Below are 24,710 nucleotides of genomic sequence, written 5' to 3'. Positions count from 1 at the left end.
TAAATTTTAAAGTTTAATTATTTCTGTTGATGTGTCTATTATTCCCAAAAAAGTTTGTCTACACTTACACCATAACCAGGATACATCACACTCGAAATATACCATTGTTTATCTTCTCCTTGAAAAATTTCTGGAGCATGGGCATTTAATATTGTAATTTGTTTTTCTTGATCTGTTCCAAAATCCATTAAATCATCCGAAGCAAATACATGCGCTTTATGTGTGTAAGCTCCCAGTAATTCAATACGATCCCAAGAACCTTTTTCCCAGGCACATACAAAAAGATAAAAAGTATCATTGTGAAATATTACAGATGGAGATTCAGGATCAAATTCATTCGTTACTAAAATTGTTTTGGCTTCAGACCAATTTAGTAAGTCTTTTGATGTTCTCATTCTCACGCATTTTTCTGAACAATAGGTCATATAATAAGTTCCGTCATGCAAAATTAAATTAGGATCTCTTGCTCCTTCTTCCTCTTCGAAAAAAGTTCCTTTTGGTGTCCAATTATTTAAATCTGGTGAAGTTGCCAAACGCATCGGGCTATGCCCATACACCATATAATACAAATTGTCTTTTTTAATAATATACGGAGCGTGATTTGCTGTAATTTCTCCCGGACGTTCTTTTGGAGTTAGTATTTTAGGTAAATCAGAATAATGATCTACCGACAAGGTTTCTTTAAAATTAGTTACCGAAGATATTGCATGAAAAGAAGCAAATTCGCCTTGATGAATGCTCCCTAATTTAGGATCTGTATACGGATGCGTAATTCCAAAAATATGCCATTTACCATCTTCTGCTTTTACAAACGTATGATCATTAGGAATCCATCTTTCGTAAAACTTTCCTTCTTTAAGTACTTTTGTATCTGGTCCAAAAAACACATCGCCATCTGGCTGATACACCTCAACAAACTTATTCGCTTGTTTCGGAATTAATACTGTTTTTGATGTTTTACTTTTACATTGAACCAAAAATATTGATACAACTATAAGCAATGTTAATTTAGTTTTCATAATAGATCTAATTTTTGATGTTCATTTATTTAACACGAATTTCTTCAATTTCCCAAGTTCCAATATTCGTATCAGAAACAGGTTGCATAGCAATTTGCATTAGCTTTTCCTTTACCTCTTTAAATTGAGATAATTGAATGGTATATTCTTTAAACTCTCTATCGTTTGAGCTAATTGGAATACTTACCCATTCTTGTTGCTCCCATTTAATTGGATCGGTCTTCTTCCAAAAACCTTTCTCAAGATCTCGTGTATACAAGGCCAGTTTCAATTGCTTAGCATTGCTCTTATTTTTAATTGAAATAGTGAAATGAGTACACTCTCCCGTATCGGTATAAAGCCACGGAGCACTTTCTATAAGTGCATTCTTATCTGAAATTTCACCTTGTATCTTACCATTCTTAAATGAAAGTGAAGTACCTTCTAGAGCTTTCCACCCCATCGTAGAATTTTTAAATTCAAAAGGTCTTCCGGGTGCGGGATACATACTATCATCTTCGGGAATAATGATGGTTTCATCTTTATTGAAAAACACAGGCTTTAAACTCGCACCACGGTAAAATGCACTGATATCATGATTTTCCTGTAACACGTATAATTGGTCTTTCCATTCGAAAAAACTGGTATGTCCACCATATAAAAACGCACCTTTAAATGTATAGGGCCCATATAAATTTTTGGACATAGAATACCTGCTTCCATACACTAAATAATACCAACCGTTTCGTTTGAAAAGCGTAGGTTTATCTTCCACTTTTAGACTGTTCCCTTTTTCATCCTGAACGATTATTTTTTTAGGCTTGGTTGATAGCGATTTCATGTCCTTAGCCAAAGTTGCCATGTAATAGGTTCCGGCACCAAAACAAATCGTGTACACATTATTTTCAATAAATATTTCGGGATCGTACGGATGCCCTGTAATTATATTTTTTGGAAGCAACGGCTTACCTAATAAATCTTTGTATTCTCCTGTAATTTCATCGGCAACCATTACGCCTGTATTGATGTTTCGGTTCGAGAAAAACCAATAATACTTTCCGTCTCTTTCACAAACATCACCTGCCCAACAATTGGGACTATCTCCAATATAAGTATCCTTTGGGGAAATATTTCTATGATGTTTCCAATTTACTAAATCATCAGAAGACCATACTTCCCAACGATCCATACGAAAAGAGCCTTTACCATCCCATGATTCATCATGACCACAAATCACATATACTCTATCATTTTCAACCCATGCATGTGGATCGGCCATACCATGTTCGGGAGCTATCACGTCTACCTTTATGGCGTTGGAGTTAATACCATAATTGGCATTCTTTTGTTCTTTTGTTGATGAACCACAACTACTTAAGAGTAGCATGCTCGTTAATAAAAAATAGGCTATCTTCATTTCAGTAAAATCAATTTATTCTTCTATTATTATTGGTTTCTTTATTCTAATCGGAGGCAAGTCAAAATGTACCTTTTTAATATCTATATTCTTTTTCGTAATGTTTTGTCCAGCTTTAATGAGCACATCACCGCAACCTTCATCATGCCCACCGAAACTTATTTTTTTTGATGTAGTAGTTCCTCCAAGAAATTGGTTTAAAGCAACTGTACCATCCTTTTTGATTCCAATTCTTATATTTTCTCCCTCTCCAATTGAGAGGTATTGCGAAACTTTTTCGGATGCATTAAAGGTATTACCAGCAATATAAATATTACGTGGACCATAAGCATGTACATCTCGCTTGCAATCTTTATTGATATTTCCTTCCGTTGCACATGCAATACTTGCTCTACGCTCGTTACTTCCGTGCACATAATAGGTCCAGCTTTTATAGGTATCGCTTGGGCGTTGCTGCGTTGCGCGCTTATGTCCTTCAGTACCACTAATGCGTATGTATAAATAGTTTTTGCTTACAGTGTTAGGCATTTGGAATGTATTATCATAGATTTCCATATTATGTGTACACTGCTCCAAATGAATTGCCTGACATCCACCTCCTGCATTATCTACGATTCCCATAAATTGGTTGTTCCTAATAATAACATCGGCTGTTTGTACCATGCCTATGTTAAACTTCCTACTTTTTTCAAAAATGCAATTCTGAATAATGGTTCCGTTTAAACTCGTGCTCTCGGTATATCTTCTGCCTGTTCCATCTCCACTATCTTCTCTGTCATTTCCGTTATCGCTATTTATAGCACTTTCGTAGCCTTCTTTAAAAACACAGCCGTCTATCATTACTTTTTCCACGCTTACAATTAGTTCTCCGCCTCTTAAATTAGTATTCCTATTAAAAATTTGAACTGGATAATAATCGATATTAGAAAAAACACAATTCTTTAAAACCAAGCCATCAGTTGCATATGCGCGTTGGGCAGTTATTGCATTCCAAATAGAATTAGTAAATTCTACCTCTTCAAAATGATGTGCTTTGCTTTTGTTAAATTTGAAGATACAACTCCCAAAACTTTTTTGATTATCTCCGCCATCAATGGTTAAGTTTGATATAAAGGCAGCATCACCTACCGCATCAATAAACACTCCTCTCTTAGCAGTTAATTTAAGTACAGTTTTACCAATACCGCTCCCTTCTAGGATTAAGTTATCGTTTTTTAAAGTGATAGGATCTGAAAATTTATACGTTCCAGCGGGAAAGATAATTTTTGTTGTTTTTCCGTCTTTCACCCATTTTAAAATGTCGTCAGTATTTTTAGGATTGGCTACTCTTTCTTGAGCCTCAAGCATAACTGAACTGAAAAGTCCAATAAGCACTAGTGCTATTATTTTTATTATATTATATTTCATCTGTTTAAAATTTATTTAATAATTAATTTATCGGCGACTATTTCTCCCTTAAACGTTTGCATTTTCAGAATGTAAACGCCTGGAATTATATTACTTAAATCAAGTTCTTGTTGATTAATTTCTTGTTGTGAAAACTGTTTAACTACCTGCCCAGAAAAGGTTACAATATTTGCACTTTTAAGGTGATAAATCTTGTTTAGTTTTATAAATTTAGATGCAGGATTTGGGTAAAATAAGGGTTTATTTACAATGAGCGAATTTGGTAGCCCCAATGTGCCTTCAACAACTATGGGTTTTGTAAGTCTAACGGCCGGTAAATCGTATGACACATCGCCAATATCTATATTCGATTCAAGTATCCCTTGGTTGGCACGAATTAACACATCTCCACAACCTTCATCTTTCCCTGTGAATGTAATTTTCAAAGTATTGTCATCTCCACCCATAAATTGGTTTAAGGCAAGAGTTCCATCCTTTTTTGTACCGATTTGTATATTTTCTCCTTCCGTAAAAATGATAAACCTAGAAATTTTTGTGGAAGCATTAAAAGTGTTACCCGCAATATAAACATTGCGCGGACCATAAATATGAACCTGACGTTTACAATCTGGATCAATGTGTCCTGTACTAGTACAAGTTGTACTTGCGCGTCGTTCGTTACTTCCGTTATATTCATAGGTCCATGTGGCGTAGGTATTACTTGGTCTTTCTTGGGTTACTCGTTTATGCCCTTCGGTACCATGGAAATAGATGTATTGATAAGCCTGATCCACGGTATTTGACATATGAAACGTGTTATCGTAAATCTCGAAATTGCGTAAGAATTGCTCAAAATGCAGCGCCTGACCTCCACTACCTGTATTATCAGCAATGCCCATAAATGTATTGTTGCGAATAATTACATCGGAAGTTTGCACCATTCCTATATGGAATTGCATTGTTTTTTCGAAAAGGTTATTCGTAATCTCAGTTCCACTTAAACTGGTACTTTCTGTATAACGAGTTCCCGTTCCATCACCACTATTTCTGCGGTCGTTACCATTATCTGAAATAATTGCATTCAGATATCCAGATCTGAATATACAGCTGTCGATAACAACCTTATCTACCTTAACGATTACCTCTCCATTCCGAGAAGCCGTATTACGGTTAAAAATTTGGATTACTCCGTCGTCTATATTACTAAACTCGCATCTTTTTACCACCATACCATCGGTAGCGTAGCCCCCAAATGCACAAATTGCTCTATATACTGAATTGGTAAAATGTACCTCCTCAAACCTGTGGTTTTTACTTTTATTGAATCGAAAAATAGCATTCCCCCAAGTCTTTTGATTCATGCCACCATCAAAAGTTAGTTTGGTAAAAAACCCGTTACTTCCTTTAGCATCAACAAGCGAATTCTTTTTGGCGTTAAGTTTTAGAATGGTTTTATTTTCTCCTGCGCCTTCAAAAATCATGTTATTATTCTCTAAACTAATAGGTGTAGAAAACAGATAAGTTCCTTCTGGAAACGAGATTTTTGTAGTGATGCCGTCTTTACACCATTCAATAATTTGTGGCGTATTATTAGGGTCTGCTATTCTGTCTATAGCATGAACATTAAGATTAATCGTAATTACTAGAAGTATACATAGAATTGCTTTCATCATAATTTATTTATTATAAAACGTTCTGTTTTCCTGATGTCTTTTGATGAAGAACCTATTAATACATTAAATGCTCCCGGTTCAAATACCCAACGATTTTCTTTTTCCCTAAAGAATGAAAAATCATCTTTATCTAACAAAAATTCGAGCTCTTTTGTTTCTCCTGGTTCTAATTCAACCTTATTAAAACCTTTTAATTCTTTCTGTGGTCTATCAACAGAACAAACAGGATCATTTACGTATAGTTGAACAACTTCTTTTCCTTTAACTTTTCCAATATTAGTGATTGCAACTTTTATTTTTACTTCTCCAACTCTTGCTAATTGAGAAACTTTAAGGTTGTTATATTCAAATTGAGTGTAACTTAATCCATGTCCAAATGAAAATGAAGGTGATAGTCTGTGCTTGTCAAAATATCTGTATCCTACATAAATTCCTTCATTATAGGTAATTTTATCATCATACGAATAAAAATCATCTGGGTATTGAGAAATTGATTTGGGAATAGAAACAGTAAGTTTTCCGGAAGGATTTACATCACCAAAAATAATATTACCCAAGGCATTACCTGCTTCTTGACCAGGGAATCCGGCATAAATAATCGCCTTTACCTCATCTTTCCACTGTTCACACACAACACCTGAGGTGTATGTTACGACCACTACATTCTTATTCACTTTTGCAACTTCGCGAATTAGATTTTCTTGTGCTCTTGAAAGGGATAAACTTTCGGTCTGATTTAATTTTTCATTTCTATCTTTAGACTCTGATTCGAGTTTACCCGAAGTTCCTACAGGCATAATAACTACGTCTGATTTTTTAGCCAGTTCAATTGCTCTTTTCAAATACTCATCGTTATCATAATCCCAAAGTAAGATACATTGATTGCTTGGACTAAACTTACGGAATTCAACACGGATGTTATGCGCTCCAGCTTCTAAATAAGTGTTGCCAACAGCGTATCTGTCCCAGTTTCCACTGTCTCTATATTTATTTATGATTTCAACGCCATCAATAAATACTTTAGCCTTTCCAAAGGCTTTCACTTCAAAGCTATAATTCCGACTTTTAGGTGCTATAATTTTTCCTTTCCACCTTACCGAAAATCCTTTTTTTGAACCACTCTGGTATTTATTTCCCTGTTCGATAATATCAGGTATTTTATGCCAAATGAAAGATATCTCGGGGTCTATTTTATTCGTTGCTTTACCTTCGAGATTGTTATTCCCAAAATATTCGGCATTTAAACCTGGTTTATTATTCTTTGTCTTAAAAAAGTCACTTTTAATAATAGAAAAACCGTGTTCTGCCAAGCAACCAGGTTCATAAGAAACATTGATGTTACTACCTGCTTTATTTTTTACACCTGCAAATGGCGTACTTGTTTTTTTGTAAGGAGCTTCCACATGTGCACTTCCTCCTCCTTGCAATAAATGATAGCTTTTTTGACCTTCTCTAAAATGGTTGCCGTATTCACCATTAGGACCAATAACAGCAATATTTTTCACCTCATTTCGGTTAATTGGCAACAAATCATCCTTGTTTTTCAATAAAACCATACTTTCTTCGGCTACTCTACGAGCCAATTCAATATTTTCATCTGTAGCAATTAAATCTAACTGATATTCTGGAGTTTTATCAAAAACACCTGATATAAACATCACACGAAGTATTCTACGAACTTGTTCATTTATCTGTTCTTCTGAAATTTCACCATCCTTAATTGCTTTTAACACATCGGCAACTATATATTTTTCGGGACGAGGCATCTCTAAATCCAAACCTGCATCAATCATTCTTTTAAAAGATTTCCCTGAGCCAGACCAATCGGTCATAACAACGCCTTTAAAACCCCATTCCTTTTTTAGAATATCATTAATAAGGTGTTTATTTTCAGAAGATTTAAAACCATTTACATAATTATACCCAGTCATAATGCCTAAAGCACCTCCTTCTTTTACCGCCGTTTTAAAGCCTGGGAGATAAATCTCACGAAGTGCTCGCTCCCCAACTTTTACATCAATATAATTACGTTCACGTTCCTGATTGTTACAAATAAAGTGTTTTAAAATAGCAATATTACCCTCAGATTGCACCCCTTTAACATAGGCCTTTGCAATTTGTCCGTTTAAAAAAGGATCTTCCGTGAAATATTCAAAACTTCTCCCGCAACGCAAGTCTCTAATGATATTCATACCCGGACCTGCATTAGATTGTCCTCCAGCGGCATTCAATTCCTTACTCATAGAATTAAGCGTTTCTTCAACTAATTCTGGATTCCAAGTACACGCCATATTAATAGGTGTAGAATAATAGGTACCGGCCTTTTTAATATATCGAACGGCGTTAACTCCAGTCGGTCCATGATAAATTTTAAAAGCAGGAATACCTAAACGATTATTTATCTTGGTTCCATCATATTGTCCCGGACCATGCCCTTTAAGACGCATTCCACTAGTAAAATCTATTTTTTCTTCTAGTGTCATGCGTTGCATTAAATCTGTAACACGCTCCTCTACATTTTTACTTTTATCCTTGAACAAAAAACCTACTTCTTGCGAAAAAGCTGAAGTGCATATTATAAGTGCAGTTACTAAGAGTTGAATTTTTTGTTTCATTTAATATTTTTTAATTAATGCTTTTTAATTAATTCAATAAGCATAAATTGAACACCTTCATCATAAATCACATGCTCTTCTTCGTATAAACCTGTGTTTTCATCTGATTATTTTTCAGCTATTGGTTGTGGAATTTGAGCTCCTGTTTTTTTCAAGTAGCTCATCAATTTTTTATACATTTTAGCAACTTTTTTAGGATATTTATCTGCTAAATCTGTTTTTTCATAAGGATCTTTAATCACATCAAATAATTGCTTTTTGTTATGATGATAATGATTAATCAATTTATAATCCCCAACACGAATAGCACTTGCTGGATAACTTCCCTCACCTTGATAATGTGGAAAATGCCAATACATAGCCTTGTGTTCAAACTTCCCTCCATTAAATAAAGGCACAAAACTTTTACCATCTACATGTTGTTTTGGTTTTTGCGGTAATCCTGCCATTTCCAACAAAGTTGGATAAAAATCCATGCTTGTAACAGGTACATTTGTTTGCATTCCAGCTTTAGAATGTCCTGGCCAATGAATTAAAAGAGGCGTTCTCATTCCACCTTCAAAAACATAGGTCTTCCCACCTTTTAAAGGTTCGTTAGACGTTGGATGTCCGCCCATAAAACTAGAACGTCCGCCATTATCACCCGTAAATACAATTATAGTATTTTCATACAATCCTTCTTTTTTTAAAGCAGCTACCAACTTCCCGATGTTTTTATCTAACGTATATAATTCACCTGCATATTCAGCGTCATCTTGTCTTGCTTTTATTTTTTTATGTGTGAATTCGTAATCATTCCAAAATGCACCATTTTCAGGAAGGTTGTTTGCTTTTTTCTGAAATTTTGTACGCAATTCATAAGATGTTTCAATGGGTGCATGCATCGCAAAATGCGATAAATGAAGATAGAAAGGTGTATCTCTTTTTTCAGAAACAAAATCAATTGCTGCATCGGTTAACAAATCTGTAAAATTATCTCCTTCTTTAGCATTTGGAAAAAACTGTGGATTATCCCAAAACGGATAAAACATCGTACACTTATTAGACTCAATTACCGCTGTTTCAGAATCGAAACCATGGTTTTTAGGTCCGCCTGTTTCCTTAAAACTACCTATATGCCATTTTCCCATAAATGAAGTTTCATAACCTGCCTCCTGAAATGCTTCTCCTATCGTTATTTCACTCTCTTGAATCCCTTGTACTTTTGGTTTTGGACTAAAAACAGTTGCTTTTTCTCCTTTTTTTGTAAAGGCTCTATTCAATCCTGGCAACCATTGTGTAATACCATGTCTTGCTGGGTTTTTTCCTGTTAAAATACTTGTTCTGGTAGGAGAACACATTGGGCTTGGCGTATAACAATTATCAAAACGCATCCAATCTTTTGCGAGTGCATCAATATTCGGTGTTTCGTAAAAAGTACTTCCGTTGTACCCAACATCCATCCAGCCAAAATCATCAATAAGTATAAATACAATGTTTGGTTTTTGATCTTGGTTACTCTTAAAATTAGTTTTTTGGCCTACACTTAATAAGCTGGTAAAAAGGGTGAAAATTAAAATCAGTTTCTTCATTTTTTATAATTTATTTTTATTTTAAAGCTCGTTCAAATCTTTATTTAATAATTTTTTAGAAATATTATTAAGTGTCTCAAAGTCACCTTCAAAGTGATAAGTTTTATGAATATGTTTTATTGCTTCATTTGGTTGTAATTCTTTTGTGCTAGATGAAGTTTCTAGTTCATAAAATGGTCCTAATTGATCACCATTTTCTAAAGGCCCGTCGTTATAAGAGTTAATAACATCTCCACCATAAGGATTTTCTTGATCTCTCCAAACAGAATTTACATAAGTTGTATCTCCTTTAAAACTATATTTTACAATAGTTAGCGTTTGTTTATCAGCATCAAAACTACCAATATAAGGCGTAACATTACGTGGTGGTATTCCTAATTTAAACCTTGCTGTACCATTTCCTTTAAACATTACATGTTTGTCTGTTGTTGTTAATCTTCCTGGAGGAATTGTTCCAAAATACGACGTATTTAACGCTAAAGAATCTTTATACGGAAGAATTACCGTTGTATTTTCTGAAGGCATAAACATTCCTAAAATCCAAATAGAAAGTAATCCTGTTTCTTTTGACCATGCTTTAGTTCCTTTATTAAAAATCTCATTATAAGATTGATACCCTACAAAATTAAGATTTTCACTTAATTCAATTCCTAAATCTTTTTCAATCTCACTTTTATTAAATATTGATACCGTACGTTTTACTTCAATATTAAAAATAGTTCCTTGTGCGTTTACCAAATTCATCTTTTTTGATAACGCTACAGAAGTATCAGATTGACTTTCTAACGAAAAAGCCTCCGTATCAATTTCCTTTGGCGTAAACCAGTCTTCAAAGCTATAAGAGGTTCCTTTTTTAAAGAAAATTGAATATTGACCTCCTTCTGGACCAATCCAAAAACGATCTTCTCCTCCAAAAACATTGATATGTTTTTCAAACTTACCCGAAGCAATTAAATCGTAATTTGTCCATCCATAACTAATTCCTTCAAGTCCGTTTGCAGTACTTGTCATTACCCTTCCTTGATAATCGGGCAACACAACCAACTGACTTTTCCCATTATTCTCCGTTAATGTTACTGTTTTTTGATAGGTTTTTAGAAAATCTAAGTCAAAACCAAACGATCCCTTAACAGGTGATTTAGTACAACTAACTATCATTAAAAAACAGATAGAAATAAATGTACTTACTTTTAAAAATTTTGTCATTATAAGTGATTATTAATTGATTTTTATCGACACTAATTAAGAAAGTATTTTAGTGTTCATTATTGAATCTTTCTTCCAAACAAAAGTTCAAGTTTGTTTTATGTAAAAATCACTATTTTTATTATTATTTTTCAATTTATTGAATAACAAAAACTATTCAGCTCTAAATTATTACTAGTCAAAAACTAGACAAAATAAATTTAAGGCAATAAATATACTGTATACTAAAAACTTATGGTCTTATACTATTTTTAATTTCCTATTCAAAAAATAAAGTCTACTAGATTTCTTATATTTGAATATGCGACTAAAATCCATAAATACATTCGCCTTATTTATTTTGTTTTCATTTGTTTTTTTAAATAAAAACTATGGACAAAAGAATGATTCATTATTAAAATATGAGTTAGATATTTCTGATAAAAAACCGACTTACGCTGAGATTTATTCGGACAGTAAAAGTTATAAAGAATTTAGCGATTCTTATAACTTAGCGGTTAAAAATAAGGATACCCTTTCTATAGTGTCCTTTAGAATAAAACTAAGCAATTTTGATCGTTTTCGTGGAAATTACGATATGGCTTTTGATAAGTTATGGGAAGCCTTAGTTATTGCTGAAGAAAAGAAAATGCAACCTCAATTGGTCTTAATCTATAGAGGTTTGGGTATCCTCTATGATCTTTACAATAAAGATAAATTGGCTTTAGAGAATTTAGAGAAATCTTTAAGTTTAGGAAAACGGTTATTGCTTGCCAAAGAAATTAAAAAAAATGAAGTAGCGTCCTGCTATTTTAATATCGCTGGTTTTTGGCGCGTTAGAAAAGAGTATAAAAAGGCTTTGGTGTATTTAGATTCCTGTGTTTCTGTTCATAAAAAATCAAAAATACTACCTTATGTAATGACAGACAGAGGTTATTGCTATTTACAACTAGGAAATTTGGGTGAAGCAGAAAAGTTATTGTTCGGAGCAAAACATCACCTAGAAAAAATAGAAGCCACTTATTTAGTGACCAACTTATCATTTATTGGTGACCTTAAAAAAGAACAATACAAATACAATGAATCTCTTAAATATTATAATGAGAGCTTAGAACTACTTGAAAAAAGGGGTTTACATTTAGAATTAAAACCTGATTTACTTCAGAAAATTGCTGAGATACACATCATAAACGGTGATTTGTTAAAAGCAGTAAATCATATGAAAGCTTCTAAAATTAGCTATGAGAAATTATTCGGAACTACTAGTAAACAAAATCAGCGGCTGTTTGAGATTAAAAATAAATACCTAACAGAAATTACTGAAAGTAATAAGTTAATTGACCTTCAAAAAGCGGTGATTGTAGAAAACAACAAAAAAGTATTTAGAATCTTAATCATATTTGGTTTTGTAATAATTGGAGTAATAGCCTTGTACTTGTTTTATTATCAAAGAAATAGAATTAAAAAACTTTCTTTAATAAGTTCTTTAGATAAAGAAAAAAACAAAGCTGTATTAAGAATTAAAAGCAAGGAATTAACAGCACATGCGCTTCAAATGATAGAAAAAGAAGAGGCCATACATGCATTGCTGCTAATTGTTAAGAATTCTGATTTGGCTTCCTTTAAATCTTTAGAGCATAAATATGCTAAAGGTTCAGATAAATCGTGGGAAGAATTTAACAAACGATTTACAGAAGTAAATGTAAATTTTTACGAGAGCTTATGTAAAATACATCCAGACTTGTCTGCTACTGAACTGAAACATTGTGCGTTGATTAAATTGAATTTCAACAGTCACGAAATGTCTAAAGTATTAAACATCTCCGTGCAAAGCGTTCATACATCAAGATACAGAATTCGAAAGAAAATTGGTCTGAATAAGATTGAAAGTTTACAGACCTATATAGGTTCTATATAAGTCTGCATACATCTTATTTAGTCTCTATTTTTTGTACTTGCAAAATAGCAGTTGTAACAAAACCACCTTTGTCAGAAAACTGAACATCAATCGTATTTGTTCCTTCTTTTAAAACTTTCATTTCTATTGGAATTTCTAAAACACCAAAAAATTGTTTTCTGTTTTTTTGATCATAGCCCCTAATAACATCACCTTTTATTGTGATGCTTTTTCCATTAATAACTATTTTAGGAAGCAACGTTTTAGAATGATTTCTAGAAACACCCAAGCGAAGTATCGCTTTACCTTGCCCTACTGAAACGTCTTTTATTTTAAAAACAGCAGACTTGTTAGCCAAAATTGGCTGTAAATAACTGTCTGAATAATATTTTTTACTAACAGCTTTCTTATTAAAATCTACGGCCGATTTAAAATTATACGTAATAATTACAGTTTCACCTTGATTCAGTTTTACAGATTCTGGTGCTTCCTTTTGTTTTGTATCCTCAAAAACAGCTTCTTTATCTTTATAAACAGACAAACGTTTAATTTCTACATTTTTAATTTTTTGTCCTTCAACAAAATTCAACTTTACAGTTTGAGGTCCATCTTTTATATTATTTAGCACTACATGCAATTGCTTTCCGTTTACAAAAGCTTGACTTTGCATATCTATTTCAGAACTATTGATACAAACACGATCTCCTGCTACATCCTTCCATAATTTAAAGAAATTTACTCTTGGCGTATATTCCCAATCACTAGACTTATCAAGTCCTTTATACCACAAAGAAGACTTAGAATACATAGAAGTTGCTGGTTGTTTATTCATTGTAAAAGGAATGGTAAACTCGATTCCATCTCCTCGTTCAATAAAGCTCATCACCATGTTATTTTGCGATAACAAGGCTTGCGAATTTGTAATAGGATTGTAATTTACAACACCTTTCTTTTTACCAAAACCGGGTTGATTTGGTACCAAACGCCCATATTCTGAAATGGCAATAGGTTTTACTTTGTGCAACTTAATAAAACTATAATTTTCTATGATATCTAAAATAGCCTCTACATTAGAACCAGATCTACGACCGGTTTTATTGTTGATACCAGAACCATCATATAAATGAACAGAAAACACATCTACCTCTGTACCAGCGATGTCTATAAATTTCTTATAACGCTTATTCCAAACCCCAAAATTTTTAGCTTCAAACTCTGGAAAAGCGCCACCATAACCCATAATTTTCATATTTACTAATTCTGGTGTAGCATGAATTTTTTTCCCTAACTCTCTGTGTAATTCCATTACACGCGTATTTATAGCATCAACTTTACTACTGATATACTTTCTTTTCTTTTGTTTTCCTTCAGGATAAAAATCTACGGCATGCACCATTGGCTCATTTAACGGCTCAATATATTTTGGTACATTCGGTTCTTGATAACGATAATAATCAGCTACAAAACTGGTTAATTCATCCATATAAGTTGTCATATCTACTTGAGAATAATCCACTTTTTTATCGTAAAAAAAGTCTTTAGGAGCCGTTGACGTAATACGATTTTCAACCTCTCTAACTCCACTATATTTTTTTTTGATGATAGGAAACACACCATTTTTAGGTTTCTTTATCGGAGAATCTAATAAACGGGCTCCTCTGTATGTAGGATTTAAATTAAAATCATTTCTAAATTTTATCAACTCAGGATCATTGGCTTTAATATACCCATGAATATTTAAATACTTATCCCGTTTAAATTCAGTTTCATTACCAATAAAACGTTGGGTTTTATGATCTATTTCTACAACCACTTGTGCTTTTAAAGAAGAAATTCCTAAAACGGCACAAAAGACTGCTGCACTGTATATTTTTTTATGTATTGTCATTATTATTTTATCTTAAAAATTTAATTAATTATTTATTTCCTCCTTTATAATCTGAAATAGTTGGTATCCAAATTCTGTTATATTTTTCCACACCTTCAAACTCAATAAAACGATGCTCTGAAGTAGCATCTATTTTTTTTGCTAACTGATTCATAGCTTCTGGCTTTGTGTTTGGCCATTTACCTGTATCTAAACGTTGCATCATGGTTTCTATAGCGGCAATCCATTCTGCTTTGCTAAAAGAACAATGTCCCCAACTGTTTACATAAGCCGTTCGAAATAAATCTCCATAACCATTTTGCTTTACCAAAGCTTCATAACCTTGTGCAAGTGCAGGATACACCAAACCGTCTCCAATAGTATGAATTCTTAATAATGGAACTTTTGGTTGCCCAACGTGTGTTCTTCCTGGAGCACTCCAATATTTTAAAGCAACCTTATCTGGTGCAATTCTTTTAAAATTGTTAATCTTTTTAAGATCAGATTTCAAACTTGCAGTAGCTTCTTTATACAATTTTTTAACGGCTGCTTTGTAATCTTTATTTCCATTCTCAAACAAATCTTTATAATCTAAGCCTACATTTGATTTTAATTGTCCTCCACCAGAAATTTCAAGCATAGAAGTACCTTTTGTTCTTTGAGAAGGTATTAAAGCAATTAAACTATGAAACATGCTTTCTTGTAGCGCTTTAACATCTTTAGAATCTGGTTGCAAAACAGGTGCTTTTCCTCTACCTCCCCAAGCAGGCCATTGCCCAATTGTAATTGCTAAGGCAATACGAGCTCTTCCTGCGGCAGTTTTTTGAGCCTTTTTTAGAACAGTTTCCCAATCTCTTTGTAATTTTATTAATTCTTCTTTGGATAAATTTCCAAAATCTACAATTTGTAATTCTGGAGCTAACAAAGATTTTAAAACAAACAACGCATCTAAGTGTGTATTAGACATCCATTGACTTGTAGCTGCACAAGCCGCAATTGCACCATCTATTCTACTAGAATGTACTTCTGCCATACTTAAAGTAACGGTTCCACCACCAGAACAACCTAACTGAATTATTCTTTTAGGCTTACCAAATTTACTTTCAAAAACATCAAAAATGGAAATAAAATCGTGTGCTTCATGAGCAGGATCATAATTTTTAGACCTGTCCTTACGTCTTTTTGTACCAGACATTGCATAGCCTTTATTTAGCAATTCCATACAAGTATCACTATTGGCTTTATTAAAATAGTCTAAATCATTTAGTAGTGTTCCATTCCAATTTTCTGGAACACGAATCATATATGTTGTTTCTCTTATGGATAATTTACCTATTACTTCTTTGTATTTTACTTGCGAATTCATTTGAATTGAAATCACCAAAAAAAACACTAAGATTATTGCTTTTGTTATTTTCATAAGACTATTTTTCACTTTTAATAATTTTTTTATTCACCACATTTCCATCACTATCATAATGAATAAATTAAAATATGCTGCCTTTTATATTACAATTCCTATATTTATTCAACAATGACACTTTTAAGTACCCAATCTGCATTTGCTTGGTTTGGTGTAGGTTGTACTGCCAATTGGTGAAGATATTTTTTACTTGTTTTAAATTGTGTTAACGGAATGGTAACCTCTTGCCATTCGTCAGTTTTTTTAAGAGGAACCTCAACCCATTCTTCTTTATTCCAATCTACTTTCTTTGGTGCAACTCTAGTAAAACGAGTTGGATCATCATAGCCATTTAATGCTAGTTTTATAGAACTTGAACCACTTACATTTTTAACAACAATCTTTACTTGTTTGCATAAATAAATTGGAGTATGAATAAATGGAGTCGATGCAACAATGGCTCCAGCTACTTCTGATTTACCATAAATATAAGCCGATTCTTCATTTCTTATCAAACTTGTTCCCTTTTCACTTCTCCAACCTTGTGTAGAATGTTTAAAGTCATAAATACGTCCAGGCAATGGGTATTCAAAATTATTTTTAGGAATATAAACGGTATTGTCTTCGTTAAAATACAACGGTCTCATCTGTACGCCCCGATAAAAGGCATTGGTTTCATGATTTTCTTGAATACTATACCATTGTCCTTTCCATTCAAATACACTTCCATGACCTCCATCAATAAACTCACCTTTATAAATATAAGGTCCTTTTAAGTTTTTTGACATGGAATATCTGTTTCCCCAAAATAAATAATACCAATCACCTCGTTTAAAGGTTGACGGTTTGTCTCCTGTTGGCCTTCTAGTACCGTCTTCATTCTGTACAATAATTTTTTGTGGTTTGTCTGCTAAAGAAATCATATCATCTCCCAGAGTAGCCATGTAGTACTGACTTACACCAAAAATAATGTGGTAAACTCCGTTTTCTTCATAAATTTCTGGATCGTATGGTTTCGTTTTAGCAATACCTTTGTCTAAAAGAGGTTTTCCTAAAGCATCTTTCCAAGGTCCTTTTATGGATGGAGCAACCATTACACCTGTATTAAAATTACGGTTAGAAAAATACCAGTAATATTTACCATCTTTAGTAGCTAAATCACCTGCCCAACAATTATCTTCATCACCTATATAAGTCTGAGTTGGTAAAATTTTCAATTCATGCTTCCAGTCCGTAAGATTAGCAGTAGACCAAAGCTCCCATCGATCCATATGACAAAAATCTACAATATTCCAATCACGATCATGCCCACACATTGCATATAAAGTATCATTTACAATAAGTACATGAGGATCTGCAAGTCCTCTATCTGGCGCTATTGAGTTTACTGAAACAGCTTTACTATTATAACCTGGAATTTTATTTTCTGATGATTTTTCCTTGGAAGCACATGCACTTAAAAAGAGCATAGACAGACTTATAATTAGTAACTGATTTTTCATTTTTATAAGATTTAATAAAGTACGAAATTAATCAATTACCAAAAATTACTACAGAACGTATAGATAAAATCACAAAACAAATAACCCATAATTATAAATCAAGAGCAATACAAAAGTTAAACACCTCCTTTACCATAGGAGATGTTTAACTCTATTTACATAAATAATACAACTTATAGCCATATAATTATGAGTTGCACTTGTATCATTAGATTGAGTCGCATCTCTAAAATTCCCAGAAAAATTTTATGCCTCTACCACTTGATAAGAACATAACGTTTCTATTTATACTCTTTTAAGTTTATTAATTGAGATGATGCTAATTTCACTTTAAGATAGCCCTCCAATTTCTAAAGAAACAAACGTATAATTTAGACCATTAAAAAAAATCTATTACACGTTCATACGCTATTAAAAGTAGATAATGTTTCTCTTTATGTTGCACTTTGCAACATAGTTGTTATAATTTTACAAGTAAGATGAAGAAGTAAAATACAATTCAACCTTAATTAATAAGTTTTTATTGCTTACTATATAATTAAACAAAAATAAATTAGCCTTATAATTATTGAATTAAAAAAATGGTTTTATGATAAATCTATATATGGTAGAATTCAGATATATTCTAACTTAAAAATATTAGTTAACAGATTTTATTTGGCTTAATTATAGAAGATAAAATGTAAAATCCAAACTACTTTTTTATGTATTAGTTACTCATATAAAAACTACTCCATTTTCCATATTCTAAGGAAATTGATTTTAAAAGATTCATCATTATTCGTTGATATACTATTTTCTAAATACGTTTGTATATCATTAATTCTATCACTCCCAGAAGGATGCGTAAAAGTACTATTTCCTAACAAGTTTTGTAAAAAAGGAAAGTCTGTACTTAATAAACTAAACTCTTTATTGAGTTTTGATTTAATTAAATGAATTGCAATTAAATCTGCTAAATATTCTGCTTTTTTATAATCGTTTGTTATTGCTCCCTTAGGAATACTTCCTTGCAAACCAAAAATTTTTGCTTGTGATATTGTTACAATATGTGCCACTTCATGTGATAAAGCAAATAGTTGAATATGTTTTTTTGTTACGTTTATCAAACCTTGGCTTACTTCTACATGCCCAAAACTAGCGCCTGCATTTATACTTAAATCGTCTTTATCAACCTTAAAATCTGTAGGCACTACAACATTCTTATAGTTTTTAAATAACGGAAAGACAGACTCATTATATAACTTAATGATACTTTCTAATTTTGTTAATGGAATTTCTTTATTAGGTGGTACTATTTCTTCGTTTGTAGAGTTTAATTCGCAAGCAAACATCAAAAAAGAAAAGAGTATTAAAAAAGATTTTTTCATTTTAAAATAAGTTTGATATAAACAAACACCCTTATAATTAAGGGCGTTTGCGTAATAAATAAAAAAGGAGGAATTGGTTTAATTAGTTCGCTAAATAAGTGAAAGCTTTATTAAATGTATAATCAAATTCACTATTAGTATAAGAAGATTCTAAAGGATAATCATCGGTATTGTATACATAAGTAACATCTGCAGTATCACGGGTAATAGGATTGTTTGTATTTACAGCATCAAAACTAACATTAATAGCTGCATACGCTGCAGGATAAATACCTTTAAAAGGATTGTTTTTAGTATCATAAGTAGCTTCAGACGGATTTGTTTGAGCTGTTCCTGTGTTCGTTTTTATTACATTTCCATTAGTATCATACTCAAAGGTGTTAATGTTATCTACAACAGCATCTGTTTCTTCATGATTTGTTCTTTCTTCTTTAATTAAGTTTCCAGAAGCATTATATGTATAGATATAAGTATAAACTAACACATCTTCTTTTTTGTATTCTGCTTTTACAATTTGTCCTTCTTCATATGTATAAACAGTACTTTCACCTTCTGCAATTTTTTCAATAACTTGGTTTTTATCATCGTAAATTAAAGTAAAAACAATAGCTCCAAATCCTTCGTCTTCAGAGATTTTATTTACAAATCCAAAAGTATCATCATACTCATAAGTAGTTGTTGTGTTTAAAGCAAAAAAGCCGTAATCTGCCGTATAAACATACGTTTCTAATTGAGACCCACTACCAATTTCACCACGAACATTTATAGTTACAGTATAGTTTTTAGTAGTAACTTCATCTTCTGCAGTTACCGTAAAGGTTTTAGCTTCACCATCTACAAAAGTAATTGCTGCACCAGAAACTGGAGAAACAGTTGCATTTTCTGAAACTGTAATTGTAGGAGTAACTGCTGTTAAACTTGTTCCAAAAGGAACAGTAACAATAATATCAGTTCCTAAGTCGTAAACAATATCATCGGCATTTACACCATCAATAGCAATTGAAAAATCGGTAATAGTTGCCAAAGATGATTCTATTGGAGCATCATCGTTACTTGAGCATGAAACAGTAGTTACAGCTAAGGTTAAAAAAACAGTAAGGATCGAAAAAATTTTCTTCATAATTTAAATATTTAATTGGGTTATTTTTATCTTATTATTAAAATTGTAACCTATAAGATAACAAAGGGTTACAACTGTTTTTATTTATAAATTAGGGTTATTAATAGTAGCATCATTAGGAAAAGGAATCACATATCTAGCATCGTTTTCCTCTAATATATAGGTTACTCCGTCAAAAATCTTAGTTAATTTAGGTTGCGTAGTTCTTCTTAAATCATTCCATCTTTGTCCTTCAATAGCAAATTCTCTTCTACGTTCTTCTAATATTTCTATTTTTAGGTCGTTACTATTTAATGAATTTACGTTTGCTTTATAAGTATTAAAACCATCGGTTGTGTACCTATTTTCTGCAAACGATATTAATTTTTCTTTTGCCAAAACATCTTCATTTAACGCTGCTAAACATTCTGCAATGTTTAACTCTAATTCGGCTGTTCTATAAGAAACTTTAAATTTAGTTTCTGCCCCTTTTTTAGAACTAAAACTTCCGTCTGTATTTTGCTTAAAATAAAGTGGAAAACGTAAATCTGTAGTTTGATTATAAGCGTTGATTAAAGCATCTGAAATGGTTGTATTACTAACCAAATCTACAGAAGCAACGGTTTCTAATGCCAAAATAGATTCTACGGAATTATATTCTGATGGCATTATAGAAGTATCAGAATTCAGATTTTGAATTTCAGCATTTATAGCAAGTGCTTCATTTGCTGCGTCTATTGCTTTTTGCCATTCTTGTTGATATAAATACACACGCGACTTCAATGCTTTTATAGCAACTACAGAAAATCTATAATTATATCCTACCTCTTGTTTTTGAATGTTTAATAAGCTTTCTGCTTTAGCAAGATCACTTAAAATTAATGCATAAACTTCTTCAACAGATTCTACAGCATACTCCTTTTCTGCATCATATTCAGTAGTAATTGGCACACCAGCATCTGTATTTGCTGTTACTTTATTGTAAGGTTTAGCGTATAGATTTATCAATTCAAAATACTGCATTGCACGTAAAGCGTACGCTTCTCCTACCAATTGTTCTTTCTCTGACAAATTTCCTTCTATAGTAGCTTCACTATTTATAACATGATTGGTGTAAAAAATAGTATTATAAAAAGTAGCATACGGAAAAACAGTTGTTAAAGGACTTGGGTTTGCATCATTCCAAATAAAAAGATCTTTATAAAACTCTATTCCAGCTGCGTCTGTACTTAAAGATAATTCATCGGTTCTATACGTTGTTAAAACCTTATGATTTTTGGCTATTGAATATGCTGAAGTTAAAAAACTTCTATATTCTTCTACAGATTTAGGTATTACCTGCCCTACTGGTTCAATATCTAAGTACTTATCACAAGAGATAAAACTTAAAATTACAAAAATGCTATATATTATTTTTTTCATAAATTATTTTTTAAAAAGAAAGATTAAATCCTGCTGAAATAATTCTAGGAATAGGTTGCGCATACAAACTACCATACGTTTCTGGGTCAAAAAAGCCATCATAATCTGTTCCGATCACAAATAAATTACGTCCTTCTAGGTTAAAGTTTAAACTTGATATTTTTAACTTTTCTAACTTTTTGATAGGTATTGCATAACTCAACTTAATGCTGCTTACGCGGATATAAGAGATATCTTTTACCCAAATATCTAAGTCATTATACGTCTGTCCGTCATCTGAAGAATTGAACCAAGTGTACACCAAATCTGTATCGAAACCAGGAGAAGTTGCTCCTATTAATGCTGGATAATTACCAGTTCCTGCTTTTAAAATATCCGTATTGTAATTATTACCTGGTTGTGCTAAAGCAAGGTTGTAACTTGGAGCAGCTTTTACAGTTTGTTTTATATTAAAGTTTGTTAATACACGTAAATCAAATTGTTTGTATTTAAAACTATTTCTAAATCCACCACTAAACTTCGGAGTTCCATCGCCCACATAAGAATATAAATTTCTGTGTTCTTCTCTTGTTAATTGACTTCCATTTGTTCCTGCTTCTAAATTGTAAAAATCTACTGCAGAAACTTTTTTACCATCTTTCCAAAATAATGGTAATCCGTTGCTATCTAATCCTGCCGTTTTAATTGCAAAAATGGCATTTACACTATATCCTTTTAAAGAAGGTTTAAAGTCTTCTTCTCTAATTTCAATATTATCAACAATACTTTTATTGTGAGAGATATTTAAACCACTTGTCCATTTAAAATTAGGTGTATTTATATTGGTTGTATTTATAGCAAGTTCAAACCCTTTATTACTTACAGTAGCCCAATTGGTATTGATAAAATTATAACCACTTTCTAATGGTACAGATCTTAAACCTATTAAATCGGTACTTTTTCTAGCATAATAATCTCCTGAGATATAGATTTTATTATTTAATAATCCTACATCTAAACCGACGTTTGAGGATACTGTTTTTTCCCATCTTAAATTTCCATTAGGTGCGTTTAACGCTCTAATAGTTTCCTCGCTAACTCCCGGAAGAATCGATTCTGTATAATATTCTCCAACTACAAAAGGTGATGTAGATTTATCAATATTTCCTTGCACACCGTAAGATGCTCTTAGTTTTAAATCGGTTACAAAATCAACATTATACATAAAGTCTTCTTTATATACATTCCAAGAACCGGCAAAAGACCAAATAGGTAAGTATCTATATTTAGGATTTACCCCAAACAAGTTAGACCCATCATATCTTAAACTTGTAAAAGCTGTATATTTTTTATCGTATGTATAAGAAGCTGTTCCGAAGAAAGAAGCATATGCATTTTCGCTCAATGTTTTTTGATAAGGGTCAAACAACGAATTTGTTAATGAACGCTCATCTGTAATAGCAACAGAAGTTAAAGTGTTTGCGTTGTAACCAAAACCTTTGGTATGAATTTGTGTTCTTTTATTTCTTCTAAATTCCGTCCCTAACATAACATCTAGTTCATGAACATCATTAAAAGAAGTGTTGTAATTCGCTGTTGTTTTCCAGTTATATTGAAAAACATCTGCATTCCAATTCTGAATAATTCCACCTTTAGGCATATAATAAGAAGTACCTGTAGATGATGCATATTCAGATCTTTGCTCATATTTACGGGTATAGTAACTGTCTTCTGCACTATACTTTTCAGTTTTATCAAAATCTAATTGTAAACCTAATTGAGTTGTAAAGTGAATGTCTTTATTAACTTTATAACCAACATCAAAAATGGCTTTTAATGAGCTTGATACTAACTCGTAATTCGTATTTTCTCTTTCTTCTAAAATGTTATAATCTAGATTTAAATCTGATCTTTCTACCAAATCTGGATCATACATATAATTGCCATCCGCATCCTTTATTTTTAAATATGGATTGGCATTTCTTGAATAATTAGAAGGGTTTGTATATGCATCTGCTCCTGTAATATAAGAAGATGTTGTGGTTTGACTTCCAAATAACGCTACCCCTACTTTTAGTTTCTTGTTTACATTAAAATTATCTTTTAACGTAATATTAAATCGTTTCTGACCTGTACCTTTCGTTGTTCCTTTTTCATCGAAAATACCTGTAGAAAAATAGTAATCATTATTTTCTGATCCTCCAGAAAGACTAACACCATATTGTTGGTTTATAGCCATTTCATACAATTCGTCACCCCAATTAGTATTGGTGTTTTTTAAATTATTGATATCATTTTGAGCATCGTTAGAAATACTACCAAAACCATTATCTCTAAAATTATTGTACTCACCATAGCTGTTTAATATTCTGGCTACTTCTCCTCTATCTTGTTGGTATTTTAAATCGGATCTACTTGCCAAAAGTAATTCGAAGTCTACTTTTTGAGCAGAATTCATTAAATTTAACTTACTAAAATCTGGTTTTTGAGTTACAAATACATTTGCATTTACATTAATGCGCATTGCTCCTTTTTTTCCATTTTTACTAGTGATCACAATAACTCCGTTTGCTGCTCTTGCTCCATAAATTGAAGTAGCTGAAGCATCTTTTAAAACGGTAATACTTTCTATATCTTCTGGATTTAATCCTGCAATTGGGTACGATTGTAAATTATCGATATTATCTTTATCTCTAAAATCTTGCGGAATATCATTTCCTTCTAACGGAATTCCGTCTAACACCCATAAAGGATCTGAAGAACCATTTAAAGTTGCAGCTCCTCTAATAGATATTTTTGAAGGAGCACCAGGAGCACCACTAATAGGTTGAATAGAAACACCCGATAATTGCCCAACCAACATTTGATCTACACTAGCAACACCTGCTTGAGTGATGTCTGTCATTTCCACTTTTGTATAAGAAGACGTAATTTTACGTTTTTCTATTTTTTGATATCCCGTTAAAACAACTTCATCTAAACGTTCTGCTGTTTCCTTTAAAACAACAGATAAATTTGTAGTTACATTAGAAACATCAATTTTTTCAGTTTCATATCCGATATAAGAAACCAAGATAAATTTAATATCTGCTCCTATTTTTAGAGAAAATCCACCATCAAAATCTGTGGTAGTTCCTAACATTGTGCCTTGTATAACTCCTTTTGTATTGGTCTCATTCCCTATAATTGCAGAGGATGCATAAACGGAAGCTCCAACAATTGGCATTTGAAAGCCAGCGTCAATAACTTTACCACTTATTACTTTTTCTTGCTGCGCAATAAGTAAACTGGGTATAAAAACTAATAGATATATTAATTTTCTCATGA

At 32.2% G+C, this 24,710-nt stretch carries 15 protein-coding genes; 1 reads left to right on the top strand and 14 read right to left on the bottom strand.

Annotation, left to right across the window (positions count from 1 at the left end; genetic code table 11):
* Nucleotides 1-38 precede the first annotated feature (38 nt).
* The 7 genes from JOP69_RS01425 to JOP69_RS01395 all read right to left on the bottom strand — a co-directional run bounded on the left by JOP69_RS01425 (nucleotide 39) and on the right by JOP69_RS01395 (nucleotide 10,866).
* Nucleotides 39-1,019 carry a family 43 glycosylhydrolase gene (locus tag JOP69_RS01425; RefSeq protein WP_203393787.1) on the bottom strand — a complete coding sequence of 327 codons (981 nt, stop codon included), beginning with the start codon at nucleotides 1,017-1,019 and terminating at the stop codon, nucleotides 39-41.
* Between the two features lie 25 nt (nucleotides 1,020-1,044).
* On the bottom strand, nucleotides 1,045-2,277 hold the full coding sequence (locus JOP69_RS01420) for a family 43 glycosylhydrolase (RefSeq protein WP_302850201.1): 1,233 nt from the start codon (nucleotides 2,275-2,277) through the stop codon (nucleotides 1,045-1,047).
* A gap of 153 nt (nucleotides 2,278-2,430) precedes the next feature.
* Complete coding sequence (locus JOP69_RS01415; protein ID WP_215602645.1) at nucleotides 2,431-3,822, bottom strand: right-handed parallel beta-helix repeat-containing protein; 1,392 nt, start codon at nucleotides 3,820-3,822, stop codon at nucleotides 2,431-2,433.
* A gap of 11 nt (nucleotides 3,823-3,833) precedes the next feature.
* A complete protein-coding gene (locus JOP69_RS01410; RefSeq protein WP_203393784.1) occupies nucleotides 3,834-5,474 on the bottom strand; it encodes a T9SS type A sorting domain-containing protein in 1,641 nt (546 codons plus the stop codon).
* Nucleotides 5,471-8,089, bottom strand: coding sequence for a glycoside hydrolase family 3 C-terminal domain-containing protein (locus JOP69_RS01405; protein ID WP_203393783.1), 2,619 nt, complete (start codon nucleotides 8,087-8,089; stop codon nucleotides 5,471-5,473). Before JOP69_RS01405 ends, JOP69_RS01410 begins: the two co-directional genes overlap by 4 nt.
* 107 nt (nucleotides 8,090-8,196) lie before the next feature.
* Nucleotides 8,197-9,660, bottom strand: coding sequence for a sulfatase (locus tag JOP69_RS01400; protein WP_203393782.1), 1,464 nt, complete (start codon nucleotides 9,658-9,660; stop codon nucleotides 8,197-8,199).
* Nucleotides 9,661-9,681: 21 nt separating this feature from the next.
* On the bottom strand, nucleotides 9,682-10,866 hold the full coding sequence (locus JOP69_RS01395) for a DUF6786 family protein (protein ID WP_203393781.1): 1,185 nt from the start codon (nucleotides 10,864-10,866) through the stop codon (nucleotides 9,682-9,684).
* Nucleotides 10,867-11,206: 340 nt separating this feature from the next.
* Between JOP69_RS01395 and JOP69_RS01390 the strand changes: the two genes are divergently transcribed.
* The gene (locus JOP69_RS01390) at nucleotides 11,207-12,763 is read left to right on the top strand and encodes a tetratricopeptide repeat protein (protein WP_215602643.1); all 1,557 of its coding nucleotides are present in this window, start codon (nucleotides 11,207-11,209) and stop codon (nucleotides 12,761-12,763) included.
* 13 nt (nucleotides 12,764-12,776) lie between these two features.
* Here the strand turns inward: JOP69_RS01390 and JOP69_RS01385 are convergent, their stop codons facing one another.
* The 7 genes from JOP69_RS01385 to JOP69_RS01355 all read right to left on the bottom strand — a co-directional run bounded on the left by JOP69_RS01385 (nucleotide 12,777) and on the right by JOP69_RS01355 (nucleotide 24,708).
* Entirely contained in the window at nucleotides 12,777-14,630 is a 1,854-nt protein-coding gene (locus JOP69_RS01385) for a hypothetical protein (RefSeq protein ID WP_203393779.1), read from the bottom strand.
* A gap of 28 nt (nucleotides 14,631-14,658) precedes the next feature.
* Complete coding sequence (locus tag JOP69_RS01380) at nucleotides 14,659-16,029, bottom strand: hypothetical protein (protein ID WP_203393778.1); 1,371 nt, start codon at nucleotides 16,027-16,029, stop codon at nucleotides 14,659-14,661.
* Nucleotides 16,030-16,133: 104 nt separating this feature from the next.
* Nucleotides 16,134-17,513, bottom strand: a complete 1,380-nt coding sequence (locus JOP69_RS01375) for a family 43 glycosylhydrolase (protein ID WP_203393777.1) — start codon at nucleotides 17,511-17,513, stop codon at nucleotides 16,134-16,136.
* 728 nt (nucleotides 17,514-18,241) lie between these two features.
* Nucleotides 18,242-18,883 carry a hypothetical protein gene (locus JOP69_RS01370; protein ID WP_203393776.1) on the bottom strand — a complete coding sequence of 214 codons (642 nt, stop codon included), beginning with the start codon at nucleotides 18,881-18,883 and terminating at the stop codon, nucleotides 18,242-18,244.
* Nucleotides 18,884-18,965: 82 nt separating this feature from the next.
* Nucleotides 18,966-20,003, bottom strand: coding sequence for a hypothetical protein (locus JOP69_RS01365; RefSeq protein ID WP_203393775.1), 1,038 nt, complete (start codon nucleotides 20,001-20,003; stop codon nucleotides 18,966-18,968).
* Nucleotides 20,004-20,087: 84 nt separating this feature from the next.
* The gene (locus JOP69_RS01360; RefSeq protein WP_203393774.1) at nucleotides 20,088-21,404 is read right to left on the bottom strand and encodes a RagB/SusD family nutrient uptake outer membrane protein; all 1,317 of its coding nucleotides are present in this window, start codon (nucleotides 21,402-21,404) and stop codon (nucleotides 20,088-20,090) included.
* 10 nt (nucleotides 21,405-21,414) lie between these two features.
* Nucleotides 21,415-24,708, bottom strand: a complete 3,294-nt coding sequence (locus JOP69_RS01355; protein WP_203393773.1) for a SusC/RagA family TonB-linked outer membrane protein — start codon at nucleotides 24,706-24,708, stop codon at nucleotides 21,415-21,417.
* Nucleotides 24,709-24,710 lie beyond the last annotated feature (2 nt).

The sequence above is a fragment of the Polaribacter sp. Q13 genome, assembly GCF_016858305.2.
GTDB lineage: Bacteria > Bacteroidota > Bacteroidia > Flavobacteriales > Flavobacteriaceae > Polaribacter.
Note: the sequence above shows the minus strand (reverse complement) of the source record. Positions and strands in the feature narration are given on the sequence as shown.